The 217-nt window shown below is 59.4% G+C and carries 1 pseudogene; it reads left to right on the top strand.

Features of this window, described 5'->3' with window-relative positions:
• Window positions 1-127 (top strand): annotated as a pseudogene (locus RAD15_RS44100) (IS110 family transposase); the annotation flags it as partial.
• Between the last annotated feature and the right edge of the window lie 90 nt (window positions 128-217).

The raw sequence follows: 217 nt of genomic DNA, 5'->3' as shown, positions 1-217 counted from the left end.
CGCGCTGCGAGCCAGGAAGCCCGAGCGGCTGGTCGCCGTGGCTCTCGCCAACAAGCTGGCAAGGATCTGCTGGGCGGTCATGACCACGGGTGAGGGCTTCCGTACCGACACCTATGTCAAGGCTTGAATGCACCTCACCGTCTCAAGTCGCCTTCAAGAGGAGTAAGCCGGTTCAAGTTTGGTAAGCACGAAAGAAGTGATGAGCGATACGGTCACC

It is taken from the genome of Bradyrhizobium sp. 14AA, from assembly GCF_054185205.1.
The sequence above is the reverse complement of the archived record's forward strand: the minus strand, read 5'-3'. Positions and strand labels throughout refer to the sequence as shown.